The sequence below is a fragment of the Diaphorobacter sp. LI3 genome, assembly GCF_022807955.1.
Taxonomy (GTDB): Bacteria; Pseudomonadota; Gammaproteobacteria; order Burkholderiales; family Burkholderiaceae_C; genus Diaphorobacter; species Diaphorobacter nitroreducens.
In genome coordinates this window covers 3826939-3845412 of record NZ_CP094346.1, presented here as the reverse complement: position 1 = coordinate 3845412, position 18474 = coordinate 3826939, and the positions used below count along the sequence as shown (strand labels likewise).

The window sequence follows — 18474 nt, the reverse complement described above, 5'->3', positions numbered from 1 at the left end:
GCGTGTTTTCTGAGCTGCCTACGCGGCAGTGAACTTTTCATCACCGATGAACAGCCGCACCTTGTTTTTCTGAGCTGCCTACGCGGCAGTGAACTCGATGGGGCCATCAACATCAAGGCCGATTGGTTTCTGAGCTGCCTACGCGGCAGTGAACTTCAGCTCTTCGGTGCAGAACTGGGCCTTTCGTTTCTGAGCTGCCTACGCGGCAGTGAACTCGGTGATGTTCCCGAGCGGCAACCCGTTTCTTTTCTGAGCTGCCTACGCGGCAGTGAACCAGGAGTCTCCCTACTGCGCGGGGACGACGATTTTCTGAGCTGCCTACGCGGCAGTGAACCATCAGCGCGCAGTCGAGCGCTCCTGCAGTCCTTTCTGAGCTGCCTACGCGGCAGTGAACCGGTGGCCGGCGTCGAGCATGTCCAGCTGGAATTTCTGAGCTGCCTACGCGGCAGTGAACTGGGCAACCTGCTGGAGCTGCGCCACGCGCTGTTTCTGAGCTGCCTACGCGGCAGTGAACGCTGCGGAAGTGGTCCACCAACACGTCGCGCATTTCTGAGCTGCCTACGCGGCAGTGAACATTGCTGCCATGTGCGACGTGCCGGTCGCGGCTTTCTGAGCTGCCTACGCGGCAGTGAACTTGGGGTAGGCGGCGCCCTCAAGCCGGCCCTTTTTCTGAGCTGCCTACGCGGCAGTGAACGAAGTAGTGAATGATGCTGGAAGCTGGTACCATTTCTGAGCTGCCTACGCGGCAGTGAACGACGAAGACATGGCCACAGCTTCCGGGTTTGATTTCTGAGCTGCCTACGCGGCAGTGAACACGTGGTGAATCGGGCCTTCAATTTTGGCAATTTTCTGAGCTGCCTACGCGGCAGTGAACAGCCGCACCTTGTTGTCGAACGGGTTTTCATTTTTCTGAGCTGCCTACGCGGCAGTGAACCGCTTCGCCGCAGGTCTCGGCCATGTTCATCATTTCTGAGCTGCCTACGCGGCAGTGAACGGGACATGATCGCGGTGAACACCGAAGTTCGCTTTCTGAGCTGCCTACGCGGCAGTGAACAGCGCGAATTGCCCCGCCGCGCCCACCACATAGTTTCTGAGCTGCCTACGCGGCAGTGAACGGGCAGCGCCCGAGGGGCAAGGTGCTTCATGTTTTCTGAGCTGCCTACGCGGCAGTGAACTCGGTGAAGGCGTGTTGCCGCTGCACCGCAATTTTCTGAGCTGCCTACGCGGCAGTGAACCGCCGTTTCCGGCACGTTGTCCGGGTCCATGCTTTCTGAGCTGCCTACGCGGCAGTGAACCTGGAAGTCGGCTCCGGCCTGGCCACGGTGCATTTCTGAGCTGCCTACGCGGCAGTGAACCGCGGAAGGTCTCTGCGCTGAGCCACTGCGACTTTCTGAGCTGCCTACGCGGCAGTGAACGACAAGCCGGTGGAGGTGTTCGCCATCGACGTTTTCTGAGCTGCCTACGCGGCAGTGAACTGGACATGGCCAGACGCCGAGCGGTATCAGGTTTTCTGAGCTGCCTACGCGGCAGTGAACTTGGGTCACTTCAAGGACCGAAGCCACGTCAATTTCTGAGCTGCCTACGCGGCAGTGAACCCGGTCAAGTGGCACCTGCGCGAGGCCTGGGCTTTCTGAGCTGCCTACGCGGCAGTGAACACGATCAGCTTGATCCATAGATAGTCGGTAAATTTCTGAGCTGCCTACGCGGCAGTGAACCGGCCATCAAACTCAGCAACCAATTGATTTTTAAAGCTATTTCTTCTTAAACGCAGACTACCCCAATTCTTCAGGTGTTCCGTAAGTGCTTGATTGGCAAAGCTTTACTGTGAAATTCAAAAAAAGGGTCAGAACCAAGGAACCGTTGCTTCATGCCCCAGACCGTAGGCGTTGAAAACGCCTGTCACCGATTGAGGCTGCAGCGGGCCATGCTCCACGCACAAGCAAAACGACTGACCAGTGCTGCTGCTGCGCAGTTGCACAAACGGCAGGTCAGGGCGGCGCTCTACCGTGTCGGGGATAGCAGCTGCGGCCTGCTCGGCGGTTTCGCCCTTGCGCTGCATGCGGCGGCGGCGTAGGCGGTCTGCGTTGGTTTTGAACTGGCGGCGGCGCACGGTGCGGTGCTGTGCGTTGGCGGGCACTGGGAGCAACTCGCCCACCTGCGTGTGGTCACGCATGCCTTTGAGCCAGTCTTGCTCCATCAGGCGCTGCAGTGCATCGGGCGTGCCGTGCAGGCGCAGCACTGCGCCCAAGGTGCGTTTTGTCAGCGGTTGGCTGATGTGCTGCGGGTAGCTCACGCCAATGTCGGTGCTCTGCGCCAGCGCTAGCGCCCGGTGCAGCTTGGACACCAACGCGCCCAGCAGGTGCGCGTGGCTGAACTCCGGGTCGGGCAGCAGGGTGATGTTGATGTAGTGTGAGGTCATGGAGAGCGCCTCGCGCATCAGCTGGCGTCGCCAAACACGCCGCCACGGATCAGCACCGCCATCACAAAGTGCTGTTGCTCTGCGGGTGGCGCCTGGTCTTTTAGCAGCCAGTTGTCCAGCAGGGTGTAGAAGTCCAGCTTTTGCTTGGGCTGGCGGTAGGCCTTGCCTTGGGTAGTGACGGAGCCGTAGGGCTCCACCGCGATGGGGCCCAGTTCTTCAGCGCCTTCATACCAGGTGTCGATGGTGCGGATGGCGTTGCCGATCTTTTGCGAGTGGATGGCCGCCACGCCGTCCACGTGGTACAGCGTCTTGCTCTTGCCTGCACTGTCCTTGTCCAGAATCAGCTCTTGCGATGGGAACACCTCCTGCCCCGCACCCTGGCGCACAAAGGCCGTGATACGCAGCAGCACATGCTGCGAACCGGCCAACCCGTCGGCAATGGCCTGGCCCAGCTCGTCGAGGTCTTTTGCGCCTGTATTGATAGCGTCTACCGCCCGTGTATTAAGCGCCAGGGCGTCAAAAGACCATGTGTGCGCAGCCTGCCCGTTCTGCATCTGCTCCACCGTCACTTCTACCTGCTCAGCCCCGGCGCGGTTGCGCCACAAGAAGCGGCCGTTGGCCAGGTTGGCCGCGTAGCGCCGGGCCAGCTCGCCAAAGCCGTGCTGTTGCACATAGCCCTGCACCGTGGCCAGCAGCTTGGCTTGGTAGGCCGCGCTGTTGCACGCCGATGGCGTGCCCGCGCCGCCCAGCACGCGCAGCGTGAACTGCACTTTGAGCGTGTCGGCATCGGCGGGCAGGGCAGCCACGTCCACGGTTTGCAGGTTGGGGTTCTCGATGGCGGCGTCCAGCTTGGCGGGGTCTTGGTCTTTGGCCTTGAGGCGATTGCTGATGGTGCCGCGAACCGACTTTGGCTTGATGGTGACGCGCTGCCAAGCATGCGACTGCGAACGGTCGTCCCAGCGGCCTGCGTGGAACACGGCGTCAGACGGGTCCAGCTTGCGTTCAAAGGCCAGGACGGATGCGGTAGTGAGTTTGTCGGTCATGGTGTCAATCTTTCAAAAATAGGGGTGTTGAATGCGAAGGGGTAGATGCGCGGGGCTCAGGTGTATGCATAGGCCTCGTCGTCGTCCCATTCGTCTAGCGTGTCGGTGTTTGAGTTGCTGCTAGCGTCTTCCGACTGGGCGGGTTGGTAGCCATTGCGGCAGCGGTACAGGCCCTGCGCTTCGTCGGCTTCGGCACGCCACAGCAACTGGGCCAGATGCGTCAAACGGTGCGGGCTGATCCACTCGCCCAGGGAGTAGACCGATTCCACAAACCGCATGGGTACGCTGGCATCGCGTACATTGCGCACGGTGCCGGGGGCGTGGCTGGGCGTGAGCGCGGCATAGCCCACGGGGATGGGCACTACCCAGCCGCTGCCTTTGCGGCGCTGTGGGTCTGCCCACTTCATCTGTCCATCAGGTGCGGGCACCCCGCCGTCAGGCACTACGGGCGCGTAGTTGAAGCGGGCCGCATGCAGCCAGGCGTCCAGCAGCGTGGCGTCGGGCTGGGCGGTGCGCAGCGCTTGCAGGTACTGGGCCAATAGGTCATCCCGCCCCACCAGGGCAAAGCCCGGCAGCCACTGCCGCCGCCATTGGCGGAACTCCTTCTCTGCCGCCACAGGGTCTTCAGGCACGACGGCCATCCAGGGCCGCACGCGCTTGCCTGGCACCGGGCGCGATGGCAGCACGCTGCCCCCCGCCACGCGCATGCCCGCAAGGATGTGGCCCGCTTGTGCGGCCCATTCGTCCAGCTGTGCCTGGTTGCTTTGCACCAGCGCTGCCGGGGTGCCAGGCGCGCGCTTTTCTGACACGGCCAGCACCAGCGTGATCTGCAGGTGCATGCGGCCTTCTTCCACGATGGCGGCGGTGCTGCCGTCTTTGTCCACCGGGTTGCGCGTGAGGTTGAAGTTGCGCACGTAGCCCTGCGTGACCTGCTCCTGATGGTGGTGGCACACCACGCCCACGCCCTGCAGTTGCACGGGCACACCGGCCTGGGCCAGCTTGCGCTCCAGCGCCCACATCACGCCTGTGAAGGCGGTGATGGACGGGAAGCCGTGCGTGAGCGGGCTGCCAATGGCATTGGCGTTTTGAATGCGCAGGTGGGGCAGGACGAGGATGGCTTGGGGTTGCTTCATGGCGTAGCCTCCGTCGCCGTGCGGTCCAGCCGCTGGCGCAGTGTGCGCAGTTGCTGCTGAAAACCGTCCTCGTCGGTCAGCAACTCCTTCTGCCATGCACGCGCTTCCGCATCGCCCACAGGCAGCTTGCCGCGCAGTTGCGCGTTGAGCCAGTTGGCAAAGCGCTGGCCCACGGCGGCAGGCCAGTCCATCTGCAGCCACTCGCGGGCAAAGGCAGCTTCATCGGGTTGTTCTGCACGCAACGGGTCCAGCCACAGTTGCTCGCTGCGGTGCAGATCCGCAAAGCGCTCGTCATCCCGGCTCCAGCCCGGTGGCAGGATTTGCTGCAACTCGGCAGCCAGCGACACCAGCTCGTCCACCAGCGCGTCGAGCAATTCCTCGCGCCGCTCACGGGTGGCCAGGTTGGCGGCGGGCTCGGACTCCAAAAACACCCGCAGCGCCCGCACCGTGCGGCGCACCTCGGGCCGGGCGATGAACAGCCGGTCAAACACCGAAGTGGCATGCACGGGCATCCGCACCGCACTGGCTTGCCACTGCGGCGGCAGCGACGACAGCAGGTAGTTCATGCCCCGCCGTTCGCTGTTGAGCTGGCTGATGTTTTGTGGCTTGGTGCCGCCCATGTTCTGCACGGCCAGGCCGGGGTAGTCGTGGAACACGCCGACATGCATCTTGCGCTCGCGCCGGGCCTGGCGGGCGGCCTTGTTGGCTTCGCCAAAGCGGTGTTCCTGTACCTGGGCATGCACCGCATGCGCCAGCGATGTGGCGTACAGCGGGGCCAGCAGGGTGTAGTGGGAGGCGTCGCAGGCGTCAGTGCTGGTGAGCCAGTAGAGCTGCTTGGCCAGCGTGTGGCTGCTGGGGCCTTCGGCGCGGGGCTGGGTGAGCGATACAAAAGCATCGCGCAACTTCTCCGCCTGGGCCGGGTCGGCATGCAGCGCTGCCAATGCGTCTGCATCGTGCGCTAACAGAGCGGTGAGCAGGCTGCGTCCATTCACCTCCAGCTTGAGCAGCTTGTACACATCCAGCGCAGCCGCGTTGCCCACCACATCGCCCACAAAGCGCTCACCCAGCGCGTGGCTGCCCAGCTCGGCCAGCGGGGGCAGTGTGCGGGGCTCTACATACAGATTGGTGCCCCGCGCGTCGGGGTGGATGGGTTTGAGGGAGTGGGTGACGGCCTGGATTTGTTCCACGCGCTTGGCAGCGCTGGCCAGCCACACATCATGGGCGAATGAGGCAATTACCTCATCGCGTTGGGGATCGTCAGGCTTGAGCTTGTCGAGCTTGGCTTGCAGTCGTTCTTGCAAGAAGGCGCTAATGGGCGCTCGGTAGCCTGCCTTGCCACCTGTTGCAGGGGCTTCAGACATGGGAATACCTTTCCAAATGGGTTGGAAGTTAAAATTCCCCGGTCAGCACAGAACCAACCGGGGATGTGGAAACGGCTAGGTAGCCGACAAAACCCTCCTGAGGGCGTGAAAGCTATCCACTGTGACCTCACTTTCTTGTTGGTGCCGCGAAGCACGTTGTTGATAAAGCCCGAATGCAGGTTCCAGCTGCATTCGGGTTTTTATTATGCTCAAAAAATCATACCAGTCAATGACCAGCTGAAATATTTAAGATGTAGCCTGAAATTTTTGCAGTCGATGAAGATGTACCATCCCCTCACTGTCGACTAGACAGCTCAGAAAAGTCACTGACCTGCTGACATTCACTGCCGCATAGGCAGCTCAGGCTTTCTTGTTAAAGCCCAAACGCTCATCCCACCGCCAGCCTGCCTGCGATTCAGGCAGGCTGGCGGTGGCATAGCGTTCTGCACATTGCTCCAGCGACAAGCCCCGCGCCTGTGCCAGTGCAGCCAGTTCCTCCATCAAGCCCAACTGCGGCCAGGGCGATACGCTGGGTGATACCAGTTGCGCTGCGGGCACCGGGTGGCACAGGCTTTGGTGGATGGGTACGTACAGCTTGTCGTAGCGCCGCTCCCCGTCTTGCACGCGGTGTAGTTGTAGCGTTTCTTCCTCTTCGTCTGGCAGCAGGGCTACGTCATCGCGGGGCTGTGGGTCGTAGCGAAAGCGTTGGAACTGCGGCAGCAGGCCGGTGAGCCACAGATGACCGGGATGCGACCAATGCAGGAAGGTAGCGCGCTCTGGGGCGGTGGTGTATTTGCTGGTGGCAGAGCGTTGCAACATGGCGTCTCGCATGCGCTCGTGCTCCAGGTCGGCCCAATGACGGCGGGGGTGGTATTGGGCGGTGGCTACTTCAATGCGCGGCTGGGCATCCACTGCCCACGGTCCATCGTTTTTGACCAACCGTGTCATCAATTGGCGAAGGCTATGACTGTGCAGATAGAAGTTCTGTGCAGCGTTGCTCGACCCCGGTGGCTGCGGATTCATTTCAAAGCCTGGTTTGCAAAACGCCGCTTTCCCCTTGTGCTCGTAATGCCGCAAGTTGCTGTCCAGCACCACCATGTTCACCCCGCCTATGGCCCCAGGCCGGTGCCGCCGCACGCGCCCGGCCAGCTGGATGAGCGAGCGCATGGACGAGGGCTCGACCACGGCCCAGTCGTAGTCGTGGTCGCGGCCCACTTCGGTCACGGGGCTGCCCAGCACGATGAACAGGTGGTGGGGCTCGGGGTGGGTGTCAATGAGGGCGCGCAGGGCGGGGCGGTGCAGCGCGGGGTCGTGGTCGGCTTTGGCACCGCGGCGGTTGAGCAGGGTGTCCAGCTGCTGCTCAATGGCCGAGCGCAGCAGCAGGGGGAACTGCGAGTGGTACACGCACAGGTGGATGCGTACCTGGCCTTGCAGCGCGGGCGGCAGTGCGTCTGGCGCGTACATGGCGAGGGCCACGTCGTACAGCGGGGCAATGTTGGCCATGCGGATGAGGCCCAAACTCACGCTCTTTCCGCTGCCATCGATGCTGCGGTTGTGGGGCCGTTGGTGCAGCTTCCACGCTTGCTCAAGCACCAAGCGGGCAAAGTCTTTGCGGCGTTCGGCTTCTTGCATGCCGTGCCAGTTTTCAGGCAGGGGCGCGATCTGCGCCAGTCGCCGTACCTCGGCCTGCTGGAGCTTGGCCACACGCTTGTGCACGTACTGGGTGTGCGCTTCGCGGAAGGCTGGCCCGTCCGCGCAGTCTTTTGTGGTCTGGTGGAACTCGTCGATCCACAGGCAGCAAATGCTCACAGGCTCGCTGGGCCGCTCGCTGCGGTGGCGCTGGTACACGGCCCGCCCGGCGCGGTAGGCCAGGAACAGCCCTTCCACTAGCGCGGGCGGCAGCGTGGCCGATGACAGCAGCACGCGGCTGCCCAGCAGGCCCGCCCAGTGCACCAGACGGGTGAGAGCGGGCAGGTCGGCCATGTCAAAGTCGTCGGGCTCGTCCAGCACCAGGTCGCTGGTCAGCAGGCGCAGCATGGGCGCAATCTGGCGGCCACCGCGCAGGCTTTCGGTGGCGGGGGTAAGGTGGTCTACGGTGCACACCAGCAGGGGCGCGGCAATCAGCGCACGGGCTTGGGCGTCGTCGGTCAGGCGCTGCAGCAGCGGGTGCTGGTCGTTGCCCTCGTAGAGCACGGTGCCCGCTTCGTCCAGCAGCGCCTGGCTGGATGCCGAGCCGGTGGCCTCGGCCTGCTGCTCCCAGTATTCAAACAGCGCCCGGCTGGCCGCACCGCCGACCTGGATGGCCAGTTGCTCGTCGCTCAGTTGCAGGTCGTTCTGGAACACGCGCCCGGTTTGCAGCGTGAGCGTGCGCAGCCCCATGGCAAAGGCGCAACGCAGGCCGGTGGCGGGGTCGGCCAGCGCGTTCATGATGCGGGCATTGCCCAGTGTTTTGCCGCAACCGGTGGAGGCCATGTTGACGATGAACGCCCCTTGATGCGCTGCGCGGGCGCGCACGCTGGCGGCCAGGTCGGCGGCCTTGTCTTGCCAGGCAAAGCGCGGGTCGGCGCTGCGTTTTTTGAGGGGCTTGTGGTTCTTGAGCGCCGGCAGGCTGCGCGTGAGGCTGGGCAGGGAGCGTGCCACCAGCGTGGCATGGGCCTGCACGCCCAGCAGATGTTCGTCCAACGTTTGATTGAAAATTGGGCTCTGGCGCTTATCCATCAAGCGTGAGCAGCTATTGTTTTGATAGTGATTGCTGCGGGTGTTGGCGTAGAGCGGGTAGCCGGGGCTGAGGTACGGGGCGCGTGGGGCTGCGTCGGTGAGGCTGGAGTAATGGTGGTCTGCCAGCATGAGACACAGGCGCGCAACGTGCATTGCAAAGGGGTCGTGCAGCACCGCGCCTTGTCCGGCGATTTGCGACAGCTCCAGCAGTTTGCGGGCGTAGCGGGCGGCCTGTTTGCGCCAGGCAGGTTGGGTGACGGGTAGCCCGTGCGGGAAGTGCCAGTGGGCTTGCACCGTGGAGGGCGCAGCGCTCTCACGTGGCTCGTTCCAGTCGGCGTTGATGCGCAGCAGCACGTCGTCCAAATCGCCGGTGTTGATGAAGCCGGGGCGCGCACCGAAACGGCGGTATGTGCGCCTGCCGTCTTCCATGTCCTCTGCGTCCACGCCTTGTGCCTGCTCCACAGGCAGGCAGGGCAGGCGGTGGTGGGTGAACACCAGCCAAGCCACCGCCTGGGCCAGCGGCGGCAGGTGGGCGAATGGCAAGTGCTGCTTGGCCTGGGGCTCGTCCAGCCCATCGCGCAGCAGCCGCCCACCTGCATGGTCCAGCCACGCTGCCTCCAACGCCTGCGCATCGGTGTCTGCGTCGGCATACGCCGCCAGCCGTTGCAGCCAGTCAGCGTCATCGTCCTGGCCCACGAAGGCCTGGAACAGCCGCACCGATACCCACTCATGCCGGTAGTGGTTGCGCTCGCGCAGGCCGGGGTTTTGGAGCCGATCTTGGAAGGCCTGCGTGGCCTTGCCCAGGTCGTGCAGCAGGGCCGCCAGTGCCGCCAGGGCGGTCATCAGCGGCAAATGGTGCCAGGCGTTTTCGTCGCCCGCGCGCAGCACGTTGCTGGCCGTGGTGTTGGTGGGCACCGCACCCTGGTCGTTGAATTGGCTGGCGTCGCCCACCACCCATAGCAACTCGCTGTGGTCACGCCCACGAATCCAATGGCAGGCCACTGCGGTGTTCTTGCGTGCGGTCTGGCGCAGCAGCTTGCGCACGGTGTCCAGCCCGGCTTGGGTGATGGGCGTTTGCCAGGTACGCTCGCCGCGCCGCTCCGCAAACTGATCGAGGATGCGGCGGGTTTCAGTCAATGCACGCTTGGTGCATTGCGCGACGAAGAGCACGTTCATGCATTTGGCTCCCGAACAGGAGGGGGCGCGTCGGCCAGCCGCGACGTCGTGCTGGCGATGTGTTTGAGTGTGTCGATGATGAAATCCAATGATTCGCTGCGCGTCAACGCCTCTATGCATTGGCGGCGGAACTGCTGTTCAGCATCGCCCCGCATCGCCGACAGAAAGGCTTGCGGCAAGATGGCTGCATCCTTGATCAAGTCTGCTGCGTCGAATACCAGACCACCCCGTCGCGTCTTGCCGTGCAATACCGCCAGCCCGTGCGGCAGGCCCAACACCCAGGTCGCCGTAGCGCCCAGGCCATAGGCCAGATAGTTGCCATGGTCAAGGAAGCGGTTCGCAGCGTCGGTACCCGTTCCGCGTTTGGCCCGCGTGAATTCCCCGTAGCCCACGGCTTCCACGGCCAGCCTGAAGAGGGCCTTGGTCAAGCGTGCCTCGTCAGTCAGCAGCGCTGTCACATCAGGGGCGTTGCTGATCAGTGGTGTGAACTGCTGCACCAGGCTCTGCAAACGACCCAGATCGATGGAAAAACCGGCTTCACGCAAAGAGCGGCTGTTCCATTCGGCCGCCAGCCGCTGCAGTCGCCAGGTCTGCAACTGCTTCGCGGCGTGCAGGCGCAGTTCCTCATCGAACCAGAACTTCACCCAGTACTGCAGGTATTCGGTGGGCCGGTACTCACTCTGCGGTGTGAGCCAAGCTACTTCTACGTCGACTTCATTGGCTGCGAAAAGCGGCGTACCGCCACCACCGCAGAAGCCCACCAGTACGCCTGCCTTCGCCAGTTCTCGCATGGCGGCCTGCGTGATCGAGGTGCCCGTCCCCAGCAAGATGCTCGTGGTGTTGGCAATGGGAATGTTCCAGTACAGGCTTCGCTTGCCCGCGTCGGTCACGTACTCGACGCGGCCGCCATTGACGAGCACCCGGCAGTGCTCCAGATAGTAGATGTTGGCCCTCTGGGAATGCAGTATGGCCTTGAGGTCACCGGCGGCAATGTCTTCCATCAGGAGAAAGTGTGCCCGCGCGCCTTGCTTGGCGCTTACGTCACCGCGCCCCGTGCATCCACGCGGATGACGCGCTCCACCACGCCGTGCGCCAGGCCGCCGCGCACGCCAATCAGGTAGTCGTGCAGGTTCACCGTGGGGTCGCAGTGGCCGGGTACCAGCCACAGCATGCGGCCCAGGGCCGGCAGGCGCGCCTTGGGGCCAGCTGCGTGCAGGACGCCGTGTTCGTCGCCGCCGTTGGCGTAGCGAAGGGCGCGCTCTGGCGGCAGGCCCCAGACCAGGGGCAGGCCGGAGTCGATGGCGTGGCTCTTGTGTCCCGCGTCGCACACCACATGCGTGGGTCGCGCAGAGATCACCTGCGTCTTCACGAACAGCGCATGCTCGAAGGCGGGCTGGGCGCCTTCGCGTTCATTGGCGGCGTAGTCCGCGTCCATGAAGAGGAACGAGCCGGCCTGCAGCTCGCCATACACGCCACTGGCGGCCTCGTGCACCAGCGTGCCGGTGCCGGAGCCCGTGACCAGCGGCACGGGCAGGCCCGCGGCCTCGATCAGCGCGCGGGTGTCGGCGGCGGCCTGCACTGCGTGGGCGATGGCCGCGCGCCGCTCGGCCGCGCCGCGCAGGTGCTGTGCGCTGCCGTGGTAAGCCTGCAGGCCCGCGAAATGCAGGCGCGGCTGGGCTGCCACGGCCTGGGCCAGGGCGAGCGCCGCCGGGCCGGGCGGCACGCCGCAGCGGCCCTGGCCGACGTCGATCTCCACGAACACGTCGATGCCGGCGTCGCTGCCTGCCACGCGCATGGCCTCGGCCAGGCGGGTGATGCCTTCCGCGCTGTCCACCGCGATGCCTAGCCGGCCGCCGCGGGCGGCCAATTGCGCGGCCAGGCGTGCTGCGCGCAATAGTTTGGCTCCCCCCAGTACCTCGTTGCTGATGTACAGGTCGGCCACGCCGCCGGCGGCGAGCGCCTCGGCCTCGGACACCTTCTGCACGCAGTGGCCGCGCGCGCCGGCCTTTTCCATTTGCAGGGCGATCTCTGCGCTCTTGTGCATCTTGGCGTGGGGTCGCCAGCGCACCTGGTGCTTGTGCGCGAATTCGGCCATGCGCTGGATGTTGCGCTCCATGGCATCTAGCAGGCCGTTGAAAAAGTGCTTTTCGAACGCATCAGGGACGCTGAGTGCGAAGACACGAGCTGCCCAGACGCGTCTGCGCAGCGATTGCAACGGCCCATCTGGCCGGTTTGCAGGCCCTCCCGCCCATTTCGGGCGCACGTATCCCTGGGCTCACGCATGATGCGCGTCCCACCAGCCGCCGATGCTGCCCATTCGCACAAGGTTGTAGGTGGCAAAGCACAGCAGCGCCTGGCCCGTGAGCTTGGCCTGACCGATCAGCTTGGTCTTTGCCAGACCACCGACGGTCTTGATCCAGCCAAAGGCCTCTTCGATGCGCTTGCGCACCTTCAGGCTGGTCTTGTAGCCCTCGTGCCGTGTCACTCGCGCATCCACCGCCGAGTGTTTGTCCTTGGCCGCCACGTGGGGCGTGACTTTGAGCTTTCTGCAGCCTTTGATGAAGGCCTTGCTGTCGTAGCCCTTGTCGGCACCGACCGTGGCCCGTTTGTTCCTGTTGCCCCGACGCTCCAACATGGCCAGCGCCGCCTCGCGCTCGGCCGTGCCGCTGGCGTGGGTGATCTCGACATCCACGATCAGCCCGTTGCGGTTCTCCATGAGGATGTGCCCCATGTGGCACAGGCGGGATTTGTCGCCCTGGCTCTTCTTGAACAGCCGGGCATCGGCGTCCGTGGTGCTCTCGTGGGTGTCGTTGCAGCGCTCCTGCCCCTTGAAGTCCACCTCGGGGTTGCGCCCAGGCGGCGTGCCGCTGTCGTCGTCTTTGCGCTTGAAGCTCTTGTGCGAGGCCCAGGCGTCAATGAGCGTGCCGTCCACGCTGAAGTGCTCGTCGCTGGCGAGCTTGCCCCACTGGGCACTGAGCTTGACGCGCTCGAAGAAGGCGCGGGCGAGGTCTTCGTTGAACAGACGTTCGCGGTTGGCGCTGAAAGTGGAGTGGTCCCAGACCTTGTCTTCGATGTTCAGGCCCACGAACCAGCGGTACAGCAGGTTGTAGTTGATCGCTTCGACCAACTGGCGCTCGCTGCGGATGGAGAACAGGATCTGCAGCAGCAAGGCCTTGAGCAGCATCTCCGGTGGCACCGATGGGCGGCCACGGCGGGCGTACACCGCTTCGAACTCGCGGTTCATGGTTGCCAGCAGCGCATCAACCACCGCGCGCAACTTGCGCAGCGGGTGTGCCTGCGGCACGCGCTCTTCAAGGCTGATGTAGCTGAACATCGCCCCCTGGAAATCTTGACTGCCTCTCATCGTCCTCGTCTGGGTCGTTCACCGATGGCTTCAGATCGTAGCGGCCAACGCGGGCGTCGGCGGGGGATTTTTCAACGGCCTGCTAGGTCGACGACGAGTGCGGGCGTGTCGATCAGGTCCACGCGCAGCCCGACGGTGGCGCGCAGATGTTCGGGCAGATGCTCAGGAGTGGATCTCATCGCGGCTCGCGTTCTCCAGGTGTTGCGTGTCGGCCCAGCCCACCAGGGTGAGGCCGTTGCCCTCGGTCCACAGCAGCCGGTTGATGGCGGCGTTGGTCAGCTGCCAGGTGCGTGGGGCCTGCAGGTCCAGCCGCGTGGCCAGGCGGTAGAGCACGTCCATCACCCCGCCATGGGCCACCAGCACGATCTGCTCGCCGGCATGGCGCGCGGCAATGCCGTCCACCGTGACAGCAATGCGCTCGCGCAGCATGTCCAGCGACTCGCCGCCGCCGTCGGGCACGAAGTGGGGATCGCGCTTGCGCCAGCGCAGGGCCTGCTCGGGGGACTCGGTCTCGATCTGCTGGAAGGTGCGGCCCTGGAAGCTGCCAAAGCTGCGCTCGCGCAGGCCGGGCACGGGCGTGAGGGGCGCGCCCGTGGTGCGGGCCACGGCTTCGGCCGTGGCATAGGCGCGCTGCAGGTCGCTGCTGTAGATGGCGGCCACCGCTTCGTCGGCCAGCGCCTGCCCCACCTGCCGGGCCTGCCACAGGCCGGTGTCGTTGAGCGGTATGTCCAGGTGGCCCTGGATGCGGGTGTCCACATTCCAGGCGGTTTCGCCGTGGCGGATGGCGATGATGCGGGTGGCGTGCATGGAAAAGAGCGCAGGCGTGGGGTCAGAGCAGGGAACTGGCGTTGTCGAGCACGAAGTCGCAGGCCTTTTCCTTCAGGTCGCCCTTGAGGCGGTTCAGGTTGAACTGCTTGCCGTTGGAACCGCTGACCATGCCCGACAGGCCGCTCAGGTAGCCCTCGTCGCGGGGCTCGGGCTGGGCCGCGCCCAGGCCCATCTTGCCCAGCAGCTGCTGTTTGACCAGCGCGGCCTTGTCGGCATTCAGATAGTTGTTCTTCATGCAGTAGGTGATCACCCCGGCAGCGTTGCTGGGGGTGGCCGATCCACTCAAACCCATGGCGGACAGGGCCGACGGCGCAGCGCCCCCACCCAACATGCCGCCGAGCGTGGAGGGGCTGGCACCCCCGCCGGTCGCGCCGCGCAGGGTGTCGCCCAGGCCGGATGCCTGGGCGGCCAGGCTCAGGGTGCCCAGGCAGGCGCACAGAACAAGGTGTCGGATGGAGCTTCGCATGGCGGGTCCTTTCAGGTCGTGGGGTGGTCAGCGTTGTGGCGTGATTTCTGTGCGGACCTTGCGCTGGCCCGTTGGGGGGCGCGGGAAGCCGGTGAGCGCCTGGTCGAACAGCACGCCGTAGATGGCGGGATCATCCGTCCACACGTCCTCGTACACGGCCGAGGTTTCGTACACCACCTGCTGCGAAGCGGCGTCGCGCAGCATCAGACGGACCTTGCGGTGGTAGAGGGTGGGCGGGCCGTCCATCATCCAGCCCATGCCGCCAAAGCCCCAGCCACCACCGTAGCCCAGGCCCCAGCCGAAGCGGCCGTAGAACGGATCGGGCGCATAGGGCCAGTAGCGCGGTGTGGCGTAGCCGCCCTCGGCGCCGATCTGTGCAACCAGCCGTGGCTGGGTGTCGTCGCGGCGCAGGCCCACGCGCGCAAGCGCCTGTTCGGCCTGGGCCTCGATGGGTGCAAACGCTGCGGCCTGTGCCTGCTGCGAGGGCAGCCGCTCGAAGCGGTAGGTGGGTGGGCTGGGCAGGGCGCTGAGGGTGGAGAAGCTGCTGACGTCGCTCTCCACCAGGCGCGGACCGGCGCAGCCGGCCAGCAGCGCGGCCGCGGCGCACAGCGCAAGGGCAGGAATGTGGCGCAGGAAGGCCATGGCGGTATCTCCCCGGGGCATCAGGCCCCGCGCCTGTGATGGTACGGCGTTGCGCGGCGCTGCGTTCAGCCCAGTTGCACCACCTGCAGGCCGGGCAGCGCGGGTGCGACCGGAAATTCCTCGTGATCGAACGCCATGTCGCCATTCGGGTCGGCAATGCCGGTGGCCTTGGCGTTCTTGAAGTCGTGCAGGTGGGGGTCCATCAGGTGCGTGGTCACCACGTGGCCCATGGCGCGCAACATGCTCTCGATGCGGCCCGGGAACTTCTTGTCCCATTCGCGCAGCATTTCGTTGACGGCCACGCGCTGCAGGCCGTCCTGGCTGCCGCACAGGTTGCAGGGAATGATGGGGAACTGCTGGTACTGCGCCCAGCGCGCCGTGTCCTTTTCGGGCACGTAGCACAGCGGTCGGATCACCACATGCTTGCCGTCGTCGCTGACCAGCTTCGGCGGCATGCCCTTCATGCGGCCGCCGTAGAACATGTTGAGCATCAGCGTGGCGACGATGTCGTCGCGGTGGTGGCCCAGCGCCAGCTTGGTGCAGCCCAGGTCGTCCGCCACCTTGTAGAGGATGGCGCGGCGCAGGCGCGAGCACAGGCTGCAGGTGGTCTTGCCCTCGGGCACCACGCGCTTGACGACGCTGTAGGTGTCCTGGTTCTCGATGTGGTACTGCACGCCGATGCTCTTGAAATAGTCCGGCAGCACATGCTCGGGGAAGCCGGGCTGCTTCTGGTCCAGGTTCACGGCCACGATGTCGAACTTCACCGGCGCGCGCTTTTGCAGCTTGCGCAGGATGTCCAGCAGCGTGTAGCTGTCCTTGCCGCCGGACATGCACACCATGATCTTGTCGCCTTCCTCGATCATGTTGAAGTCGGTGATGGCACGGCCCACCTCGCGGCACAGGCGCTTTTCCAGCTTGTGGGACTCGCGCTCGATCTTGCGTGTGTCGGCCGCATCGGGCGCGGCATCTTCGCCGGCCCAGTCGGCGGCGGTGGGAAGGGTGTTGTTGGCGGTGTTCATGGGTTTACCACTGTCCTGTCTCGACGCGAATCGCGACTTCGCAGTCATCAAAAATTTCCAGTTTGGCGATCTTCACGCGCACGCCCAGCACGCCGGGCAGCTGCATCAGCCGGTTGGCCAGCTTGCCGATCAGGCTCTCCAGCAGGTTCACATGCTCGGCCGTGCACTCGTCGATGATGATCTGGCGCACCTTGCGGTAGTCCAGCACGTGTTGGATGTCGTCGTCGCGCGGCGCCAGGGGCTGGGTGCCCAGGTTCAGCTCGGCGTCCACCTGGATGGGCTGGGGCGCGTTCTTTTCGTGCGCGAGGATGCCCAGGTTCGCGTCGAAGCGCAAACCGGTGAGCGTGAGGATCTGGGTGCCGGCGGCGGTGTGCATGGCGGGGCGTGCGGGGTTCACATCAGGGAGAAGTCGCGCTCGAAGCGCAGCAAGTGCTGGCCGCCGTCCACCAGCAGCGTGGTGCCGGTGAGCGAGCGATTGTCCAGCGCGAAACGCACGGCGGCGGCCACGTCTTCCGGCGTGGACGAGCGGCCCAGCGGGCTCAGTGCGTGCATGCGCTCAAAGCGCTCGCCCGTCAGCAGATGGCTGGTGAGGGTGAGCCCCGGCGCCACGCCCACCACGCGCACGCGCGGCGCGAGCGCCATGGCCAGCATGGTGCCGGCCGCTTCCAGCGCGGCCTTGGAGAGCGTGTAGCTCAGGAAGTCCGGGTTCTGGTTCCACAGCTTCTGGTCCAGCAGGTTCACCACCGCGCCTTGCACGTCGGCTTCGCCCGCGGCGGCGCGCTGCTCCAGATGGGCATGCAGCGCCTGCGCCAGCAGCACGGGTGCGCCGGTGTTGCTGCGCAGGTGCTGCTCCAGCAGCGCGTAGCTGAAGCTGGAGGCCGTGTCGTGTTCGAACAGCGAGGCGCTGTTGACCACCGCATCCACCGCACCGAAGTGCGCCACCACGCGCGGCAACAGGGCGCGTGCGGCCGCTTCATCGGCAAAATCAGCATCAAAATGCGCGCTAGCACCCGCCAGTTCTGCGCAAGCAGCTACGGTTTCAAGAGCGTCCTGTTGCGAAGACCGGTAATGCACGGCCACCTGCCAGCCCCCGGCCGCCAGCGCCAGCGCAATGCTGCGGCCCAGGCGCCGGGCGGCGCCTGTCACCAGCACGGTGCGGGGGCGGGGAGGAGAGGTCATTGGGGGGACAATTGGGCGCGTGACGAGCAAACCCACAATTTTACCGAGCGCCCTGCAGACCCATGTCGCCAAGGCCATTGCCGAGGCGGGAGGCTGGATCGGCTTCGACCGGTTCATGGCGCTGGCGTTGTACACGCCGGGCCTGGGCTATTACGCGGGCGACCTGCCAAAGTTCGGCGCCATGCCCGCCAGCGGCAGCGACTTCGTGACCGCGCCCGAGCTGTCCCCTGTCTTCGGCCGCGTGCTGGCCCGCCAGGTGCGCGAGGCACTGGACGCCACCGCCACGGACGAGGTCTGGGAGTTTGGCGCCGGCAGCGGCGCGCTGGCCGCGCAGTTGCTGGGCGCGTTGGGCGACCGTGTGCGGCGCTACACCATCGTGGACCTGTCGGGTAGCCTGCGCGCACGCCAGCAGGCCACGCTGGCGGCCTGGGGCGACCGCGTGCACTGGGTCGACCGTCTGCCCGATCAGATGCAGGGCGTGGTGGTCGGCAATGAGGTGCTGGACGCCATGCCCGTGCAACTGCTGCAGCGCCGCGCGGGCCTGTGGCACGAACGCGGCGTCGCCCTGGACGAGTCGGGCAACGGCTTTGTGTGGCAAGACCGTCCCACCCCGCTGCGCCCGCCGGTGGAGATCGACGGCCCGCACGACTACCTCACCGAGATCCACCCCCAGGGCGAGGCCTTCATGCGCACGCTGGCCCAGCACCTCGTGCGCGGCGCGGCCTTCCTGATCGATTACGGCTTTGGCGAGGACGAGTACTACCACCCCCAACGGCACATGGGCACGCTGGTGTGCCACCGCGGGCACCAGGTGGATTCCGACCCGCTGGCGGACGTAGGCCTCAAGGACATCACCGCGCACGTCAACTTCACCGCGATGGCCCTGGCCGCGCAGGACGCGGGGTTGCAGGTGCTGGGCTACACGACGCAGGCGCACTTTCTCATCAACTGCGGTCTGCTATCCGAACTGGAGCAGTTGACGCAGACCCAGCGCGCCCAAGCGGCCAAGTTGATGATGGAGCACGAAATGGGCGAGCTGTTCAAGGTGCTGGCCGTGGGCGCAGGCGCGCCGTGGCTGCCCATGGGCTTTGCGCAGGGCGACCGAAGCCACCGGCTCTGAGGTTTC

General features: G+C 65.3%; 14 protein-coding genes, 1 pseudogene and 1 CRISPR repeat array (1 of these 16 only partly in view). Of the genes and pseudogenes, 1 reads left to right on the top strand and 14 read right to left on the bottom strand.

The window, feature by feature from the left end:
• A CRISPR array of direct repeats spans window positions 1-1715; the repeat unit is 28 nt; unit sequence TTTCTGAGCTGCCTACGCGGCAGTGAAC; it reaches 3713 nt to the left of the window's first position.
• A gap of 128 nt (window positions 1716-1843) precedes the next feature.
• From cas6f to MRB47_RS17900, 14 genes and pseudogenes are all read right to left on the bottom strand, one after another.
• Window positions 1844-2419 carry a type I-F CRISPR-associated endoribonuclease Cas6/Csy4 gene (gene cas6f / locus MRB47_RS17965; RefSeq protein WP_252101380.1) on the bottom strand — a complete coding sequence of 192 codons (576 nt, stop codon included), beginning with the start codon at window positions 2417-2419 and terminating at the stop codon, window positions 1844-1846.
• A 17-nt stretch (window positions 2420-2436) separates the two neighbouring features.
• Window positions 2437-3462: a type I-F CRISPR-associated protein Csy3 gene (csy3, locus tag MRB47_RS17960; protein ID WP_252101379.1), complete on the bottom strand. Its 1026-nt coding sequence runs from the start codon at window positions 3460-3462 to the stop codon at window positions 2437-2439.
• Between the two features lie 56 nt (window positions 3463-3518).
• Window positions 3519-4595 (bottom strand): type I-F CRISPR-associated protein Csy2, encoded by a 1077-nt coding sequence (gene csy2 / locus MRB47_RS17955; protein WP_252101378.1) that lies wholly within the window; start codon window positions 4593-4595, stop codon window positions 3519-3521.
• Complete coding sequence (csy1, locus tag MRB47_RS17950) at window positions 4592-5956, bottom strand: type I-F CRISPR-associated protein Csy1 (RefSeq protein ID WP_252101377.1); 1365 nt, start codon at window positions 5954-5956, stop codon at window positions 4592-4594. Before csy1 ends, csy2 begins: the two co-directional genes overlap by 4 nt.
• A 360-nt stretch (window positions 5957-6316) precedes the next feature.
• On the bottom strand, window positions 6317-9850 hold the full coding sequence (gene cas3f, locus MRB47_RS17945) for a type I-F CRISPR-associated helicase Cas3f (RefSeq protein WP_252101376.1): 3534 nt from the start codon (window positions 9848-9850) through the stop codon (window positions 6317-6319).
• Window positions 9847-10851: a type I-F CRISPR-associated endonuclease Cas1f gene (gene cas1f / locus MRB47_RS17940; protein ID WP_252101375.1), complete on the bottom strand. Its 1005-nt coding sequence runs from the start codon at window positions 10849-10851 to the stop codon at window positions 9847-9849. The genes cas3f and cas1f overlap by 4 nt, the downstream gene beginning before the upstream one ends.
• Before the next feature lie 35 nt (window positions 10852-10886).
• A pseudogene (locus MRB47_RS17935) lies at window positions 10887-11975 on the bottom strand (DSD1 family PLP-dependent enzyme); the annotation flags it as partial.
• 150 nt (window positions 11976-12125) lie between these two features.
• The gene (locus tag MRB47_RS17930) at window positions 12126-13214 is read right to left on the bottom strand and encodes an IS5-like element ISDisp1 family transposase (protein ID WP_011803559.1); all 1089 of its coding nucleotides are present in this window, start codon (window positions 13212-13214) and stop codon (window positions 12126-12128) included.
• Between the two features lie 162 nt (window positions 13215-13376).
• Entirely contained in the window at window positions 13377-14021 is a 645-nt protein-coding gene (locus tag MRB47_RS17925) for a histidine phosphatase family protein (RefSeq protein WP_011803951.1), read from the bottom strand.
• Between the two features lie 22 nt (window positions 14022-14043).
• Window positions 14044-14508: a DUF2501 domain-containing protein gene (locus tag MRB47_RS17920; RefSeq protein ID WP_252101374.1), complete on the bottom strand. Its 465-nt coding sequence runs from the start codon at window positions 14506-14508 to the stop codon at window positions 14044-14046.
• 27 nt (window positions 14509-14535) lie between these two features.
• Window positions 14536-15150, bottom strand: a complete 615-nt coding sequence (locus MRB47_RS17915) for a DUF4136 domain-containing protein (RefSeq protein WP_252101373.1) — start codon at window positions 15148-15150, stop codon at window positions 14536-14538.
• 65 nt (window positions 15151-15215) lie between these two features.
• On the bottom strand, window positions 15216-16169 hold the full coding sequence (gene ttcA / locus MRB47_RS17910) for a tRNA 2-thiocytidine(32) synthetase TtcA (protein ID WP_011803954.1): 954 nt from the start codon (window positions 16167-16169) through the stop codon (window positions 15216-15218).
• A 4-nt stretch (window positions 16170-16173) separates the two neighbouring features.
• Entirely contained in the window at window positions 16174-16545 is a 372-nt protein-coding gene (locus MRB47_RS17905) for a dihydroneopterin aldolase (RefSeq protein WP_011803955.1), read from the bottom strand.
• A 17-nt stretch (window positions 16546-16562) separates the two neighbouring features.
• Window positions 16563-17348, bottom strand: coding sequence for an SDR family oxidoreductase (locus MRB47_RS17900; protein WP_252101372.1), 786 nt, complete (start codon window positions 17346-17348; stop codon window positions 16563-16565).
• Window positions 17349-17367: 19 nt separating this feature from the next.
• Here MRB47_RS17900 and MRB47_RS17895 point away from each other — a divergent pair, with 19 nt between their 5' ends.
• Window positions 17368-18468 carry a class I SAM-dependent methyltransferase gene (locus tag MRB47_RS17895; protein WP_411275713.1) on the top strand — a complete coding sequence of 367 codons (1101 nt, stop codon included), beginning with the start codon at window positions 17368-17370 and terminating at the stop codon, window positions 18466-18468.
• The last annotated feature ends 6 nt before the right edge of the window (window positions 18469-18474 follow it).